The organism is Acinetobacter sp. 1124_18A (assembly GCF_052824995.1).
Genome location: NZ_VTDF01000003.1, coordinates 466,089 through 472,193, shown reverse-complemented (window position 1 = coordinate 472,193; position 6,105 = coordinate 466,089). Strand labels below are relative to the sequence as shown.

Genomic DNA, 6,105 nt, shown 5'->3' with positions numbered 1-6,105 from the left:
GCGTGTGTGAATTGAAATTAATATGAAAATTCGTGCTATAAATAATAAGAAAATTGCGTACTTAAATATGAATAATAAGGGAAAAATATCTATGATAATTTATGGTGATGTAGGTTCGGGCAATTGTTATAAGATCAAACTATTACTTTCCTTATTAAATATTAAACATAGATGGGTCCACATTGATATTTTAAAAAAAGACACTCAAACAGCAGATTTTTTATTCTTAAATCCTAATGGAAAAATACCTGTATTGGTCCTAGATGATGGTCGTGTTTTAAGCGAATCTAATGCTATTTTAGGTTATCTGGCTGAGGAAACAGAATTTATTGCTACAGATTCCTATATGAGAGCAAAAAAGTATCAGTGGATGTTCTTTGAACAATATAGTCATGAACCATTTATTGCAGTTGCCCGTTTTATTAATAAATATTTAGGTTTACCAGAGAATAGAATAGCTGATTATCATAACTTACAGCCAAACGGACATAGAGCCTTATCTATTATGAATCAGGAGTTAGCCAAGTCTGATTATTTTATTGGGTCACAGCTCACTATTGCTGATATCGCTCTATATGCCTATACCCATGTAGCTGATGAAGGTGGTTTTGATTTAACTTTATATCCCAACATTCAGGCATGGTGCCAAAGAATTCGAAAATATTCAGGTTATGTAGGTATGGGTTAATTAAAAAAAGGACTCTATAAGAGTCCCTTTTTTTATATGAAGCTAATTTCGAGTGCGTTCTGACTTAAAAATGAGCTTCCAGTCCTACATACGGGCCCTTAAATTCAAACTTAAGATCATTATTATCATAGTCATCTAAATCAATATTGAGTACGCGATATCCTGCTGTTAAACCAAGATCAATGAGTAGATTATCTGCAAACTTATATTTTACTTCTGCCAATGCGTCTGTGATTCGTGCATCATCAAAGTTTGTATAAGTTGCTTCACCTTTAGCACTTAAGCCTGTAAATGGAAGTTTTATTTCACCAGACAAATAAGCAATAGGATATGTTTTATCAATATCTACGCGCTTACCTGTATAAGCAGTGATATCACCATTTAATACAGTTGCACCAAGTCCCGCATCTACACTCACAATATTGTCTAGTAATTCATAATAGAGAATAAAATCACTATGATCTAAATCAACTTTATAGTTAGCTTGACCTAAGGTTTCTGATTTAGTTTGAGTATCTAAATTTACATAACGAATTTTTGCATTTGGAATAAATGGGATTGGGTGTTCTATTGCCAATGAGAGTTGAGCACTACCTTTTTGATCTAGATCTTGATCGTCAGGGAATTGAGAAGACATATTAGCTTTACCATCATAAAACCAGTAGCCTACGTCTCCTTTTACTCCAACAAAGTCTGCTTGAGCAAAGCCACTTAAGCCCATCCCGAGCGTTAATAAAGATATTTTTAATATTTTCACTTTGAACATCCGCATAAAAGAAATCTTTGAGCGCATGATATAGACATCTTGCTACAGATGCATTGATAAAAAACATGCGTCTGAAGTGTATATTGTTAATAATTTTTATAGTTAAATAAAATATTAATCATTTCAAATAATTAATATTTTCCTTTTAGTTTGGATGATATGAATGCTTTACCGATTTTAGTATAAATTTTGTCATCTAAAAAAGTAGGTATTATCAAATCTTAATTGGAAATTGAAGAACAAATTAATGGATAAGTTGAGTAATTAAAGCGACCTTTTAAGGAATTGGAATAAAATATCATTGAACAACAATTTATGACTATAAGCGTTAGGACATAAAGATAAGCTGAAAAATAACCAATTGCGATAAAAACTCAGAAAATTCGTAAAATTTCTGACGGAAATTACAGTAAAAAGAAATAAAAACAGGTATTGTTCAGCTATATAGGAGCAAAAAATGGACAAAAATCTTTAAGGAAGAATTTTCTATTTTTGCTTGTTTGAAATGAAAATAAAAATACTCACAAGGTGTCTTTTATTCTCAATCAAACACAAAAGTATTCTTTTGGTTCTTTTTTTGCATGCGGAATAACAATCAACAATAGCAGTAAAAATAAGCAATCTTTTAACATTAGGTGTTCTATGACAGATTCTCGTGAAAACTGGACGTCACGATCTGGTTTTATTATTGCAGCCGTTGGTTCGGCTGTAGGCTTAGGTAATATTTGGCGCTTTCCATACGTTGCTTATGAAAATGGTGGTGGTGCGTTTCTTATTCCCTATTTATTAGCACTCATTACTGCTGGTTTACCTTTACTATTTTTAGATTATGCGGTTGGTCATCGTAGTACTGGTTCGCCTCCTAAAGCGTATCGTGCCTTATTTAAAGGTGGAGAAACATTAGGATGGTGGCAGGTGTGTGTCTGTATCATCATTGGTTTGTACTATGCAAGTGTTCTAACATGGGCAGGTAGTTACGTTTACTTCTCTATTGGTCAAATGTGGGGAAGTGATCCAGAAGGGTTCTTCTTTAATACTTACCTACAAACCTCAAAAGCGACTGGTTTTGATTTACAGTTTGTAAGTCATTTATTCTGGCCGATTGTTGGAATTTGGGCACTTACTTTAATCATTCTTTATGGTGGCGTGAAAAAAGGTGTGGAATTATCAAATAAGATTTTCATGCCTTTATTATTCATTTTATTTACTATTTTAGTGGTTCAGTCATTGCGTTTACCAGGTGCAGCTCAAGGTTTGAATGCATTCTTTACGCCAAACTGGTCTGCAATGATGGATTATAAAGTTTGGTTGGCCGCGTATGGCCATACTTTCTTCTCACTATCTGTTGGTTTCGGGATTATGGTGACTTATTCATCTTATTTGAAACCGAAAACCAATTTAACTGGTTCTGGCTTAATCGTTGGTTTTGCTAATGCGTCAACAGAGATTTTGGCAGGTATTGGTATTTTTGCAGCGCTTGGCTTTATGGCACATGCGGCTGGTACTGAAGTTAAAGATGTAGTGAGCGGTGGAATTGGATTGGCATTTATTGCATTCCCGAAAATTATTTCAAGCTTAGGTACAGGGGCTGATTTATTTGGTCTTTTATTCTTCTCTTCACTTTTCGTCGCAGGTATTTCTTCGATGGTCAGTATTTTGGAAGTGCCTATTGCAGCAATGCAAGATAAGTTGAAATGGGGCCGTAAAAAAGCTGTAACGATTATTGGTGGTGGTAGTGCACTTGTATCAATTATTTTATTCTCAAGTGTAAATGCAATTAAGTTGGTTGATATTGTTGACCACTTTATCAACAACATCGGTATTATCGGTGGTGCATTAATATCAATTATTAGCATAGCTTGGTTTAAACGTTCGGCTCTTAAAGAGCTTAGTGACCATATAAATCGTATCTCAACCATTCAAGTGGGTAAGGGATGGGATTTCACTTTAACGGTTATTACATCTTTAATCTTGTTAACTACACTCTGTATGACTGTTTTTAATTTGATCAAAAATGGCTATGATACTTATAGTATGAGCTTACAAGGTATATTCGGCTGGGGCAGTGTGATTTTCTGTGCGGTCGTTGCAATCGTGTTAAGCAAAATGAAAGATCGCTAGGAGGATAAAATAATGAATACTTCGGCAATCGTGATGATGGTGATTTCGATGGTGTTTTTATGGGGTGGATTGATTTTATCCATTCTACATTTATCGAAACATCCTGAAGAGTTAGATGATGTTTTAGAAGATGTAAAAGATCAGCATACGCTTTGATGCTGATCTAATAAAAAGCAGGCTCGAAGCCTGCTTTTTTATGCAATTTTTTGAATTTTACAATAATAAAATCCATCGCCAGATTGTGCTTGCGGTAATAATTGTCGACCATGAATTTGTTCAAGTCCCCAATTCGCTTCTATCTTAATTTCTTTTGCATCCGTATGGTCTGCAAAGAAATTTATCATCTGCTGTTCATTTTCAGCTTTTAAAACTGAGCAGGTAATATAGAGCAGTGTGCCTCCAACATTGAGTTGTTGCCACATGTGTTCCAAAATCTGCTTTTGCAGTTCAATCGTTTGAGCTATGTCGCTAGATTGGCGCAATAAACGGATATCAGGATGACGACGAATAACACCTGTCGCAGAACAAGGTGCATCAAGCACAATACAATCTACTGGTTGTGCAGGTACCCATTCGGTTGCATCGGCTGCTAAAATTTCTGTTTGACTTTGATCAAGTGCTAAGCGGTTTAAATTCTCAGTTACACGGATTAAGCGGTTAGAATCTTGGTCAATAGCAATGAGCTGAGCTGGTTTAAACTTTTCGAGTAAATGAGCTGTTTTTCCACCAGGTGCTGCACAGGCATCAATCACTGTTTTATTATTTAAATCTGGCAATAATGTTGCACATAGCTGAGCATGTTCATCTTGTACAGAAAACCATCCCTCTTCAAAACCGGGTAGTTGGGTAATTTGTACAGATTGTTCAAGAACAATACCTGCTTCAGACAGAGTACATGCACGTGCTTGAATATCTAGACTTTGTAGTTTTGCTAAATAAGCATCACGGCCAATATGACGCTGGTTCACCCTTAAGGTTAAAGGAGCGACTTGTTTTAATGATTGGCAAAGAGATTCCGTTTGTTCCCCCCAATCCTTTTTTAGCTTTTTAAAAAGCCAACTTGGTAAGCCATGTGCTTGTTGTAAACCTTGCTCAAAGTCATCAGTTTCGCGAGTAGCGCGGCGCAAAATAGCATTCACAATACCGCCGAGTGCAGGAAATCCAAGTTGTTTGGTGGCATCTACTGTTTCTGATATGGCGGCATGCGCTGCAATACGCGTGCATAAAACTTGATAAAGCCCAACATACAGACAGGTTTCAACAGTTTCATTATTTAAAGGTTTGCTGAGCAAAGGTAAGCTAATTGATTTAAGAGCAAACCATTGGCGGAGCGTACCTAGAACAAGTTCATGAAATAGTGCGCGATCACGCTCTGCAACTTGATTCAGCTGTGTATTTAAAATACTAGCGAGTGATTGACCTTGCTGAACTTTTAATAAGGTCTGGACAACTTGAGCACGTAAGTTAAATCGTGATGAATTTGATGAAACCTGACTCATGGCAGAATTTGTCCTACGTGAAGTTTTTGAGTTTGTGCAATTTGTTGATCATTCATTGCTTTACCGCCCGGCCATTGCACGCTGGTCAGACAAATAAAGGAGTCTTGACCGCAAGCAACATGTACACCCTGTTTATCAATTGCGATAATTTCACCAGCTTGTGCATTTGCTTGGCTTTGAGTTGAAGTCGTTGAGTTCCAAACACGCAGAGCATTATTTTCATCTAACTGAATGAATGCAACTGGCCAAGGGTTGAACGCACGAATATTTCGGTCAAGTTGAACAGCATCATTTGACCAGTCAATACGAGCTTCTGATTTCACCAATTTGTGTGCATAGACTGTAAGAGCTTCATCTTGAACTTCACGTTCTGCCAAATATTTTTGTAGTGTTTCTTCTGACTCGAGTACGTCACAAATTGCTGTTGCGCCTTGAGCTGCGAGCTTGTCATGTAGAGTCGCTGATGTATCTTCGGCTGTGATTGGACAGTAGGTTTTATACATCATATCGCCTGTATCTAAACCGGCAGCCATCTGCATAATCGTGATTCCGGTTTCTTCATCACCTGTTGCAATCGCACGCTGAATTGGTGCTGCACCACGCCAACGTGGTAATAATGAACCATGAATATTTAAACAGCCATATTTAGGTGTATCGAGCACAGCTTGTGGAAGAATCAAGCCATAGGCTGCAACTACCATCACATCGGCACCTAAAGCTGCAAGTTCTTGTTGGGCTGCGAGCCCTTCTTCTGTAGATGCTTTAAAGTGAAGTGGTTGGTAAACAGGGATACCATGTTCAAGCGCAAGCTGTTTTACAGGAGATGGTGTTAGTTTTTGTCCACGACCTGCTTTACGATCTGGCTGAGTGTAAACGGCGATAATTTCATGGGAAGTTTTTAATAATGCCGCCAATGCTGTTGCAGCAAATTCGGGGGTGCCAGCAAAAATAATTTTCACAAATGCAATCCAAAAAGAGTTTATGGGTAGTATACGTGAAAAACGTTTGAAGCCCTAAACTCATGGCTATTG

Annotated in this window: 6 protein-coding genes; 3 read left to right on the top strand and 3 right to left on the bottom strand. The window is 37.1% G+C overall.

Annotated elements, in window-relative coordinates:
- Positions 1-91 precede the first annotated feature (91 nt).
- Positions 92-688 (top strand): glutathione S-transferase family protein, encoded by a 597-nt coding sequence (locus FY048_RS09905; protein ID WP_446091015.1) that lies wholly within the window; start codon positions 92-94, stop codon positions 686-688.
- A 64-nt stretch (positions 689-752) separates the two neighbouring features.
- Here FY048_RS09905 and FY048_RS09900 read toward each other — a convergent pair whose 3' ends face one another.
- Positions 753-1,454 (bottom strand): TIGR04219 family outer membrane beta-barrel protein, encoded by a 702-nt coding sequence (locus tag FY048_RS09900; protein ID WP_446091014.1) that lies wholly within the window; start codon positions 1,452-1,454, stop codon positions 753-755.
- A 642-nt stretch (positions 1,455-2,096) separates the two neighbouring features.
- Here FY048_RS09900 and FY048_RS09895 point away from each other — a divergent pair.
- Positions 2,097-3,575, top strand: coding sequence for a sodium-dependent transporter (locus FY048_RS09895; protein ID WP_446091011.1), 1,479 nt, complete (start codon positions 2,097-2,099; stop codon positions 3,573-3,575).
- Between the two features lie 12 nt (positions 3,576-3,587).
- Positions 3,588-3,731, top strand: coding sequence for a methionine/alanine import family NSS transporter small subunit (locus FY048_RS09890; protein WP_004640212.1), 144 nt, complete (start codon positions 3,588-3,590; stop codon positions 3,729-3,731).
- Between the two features lie 38 nt (positions 3,732-3,769).
- Here the strand turns inward: FY048_RS09890 and rsmB are convergent, their stop codons facing one another.
- Together rsmB and fmt are read right to left on the bottom strand one after the other, a co-directional pair.
- On the bottom strand, positions 3,770-5,074 hold the full coding sequence (rsmB, locus tag FY048_RS09885; RefSeq protein ID WP_446091010.1) for a 16S rRNA (cytosine(967)-C(5))-methyltransferase RsmB: 1,305 nt from the start codon (positions 5,072-5,074) through the stop codon (positions 3,770-3,772).
- Positions 5,071-6,033: a methionyl-tRNA formyltransferase gene (gene fmt, locus FY048_RS09880; protein WP_446091009.1), complete on the bottom strand. Its 963-nt coding sequence runs from the start codon at positions 6,031-6,033 to the stop codon at positions 5,071-5,073. Before fmt ends, rsmB begins: the two co-directional genes overlap by 4 nt.
- Between the last annotated feature and the right edge of the window lie 72 nt (positions 6,034-6,105).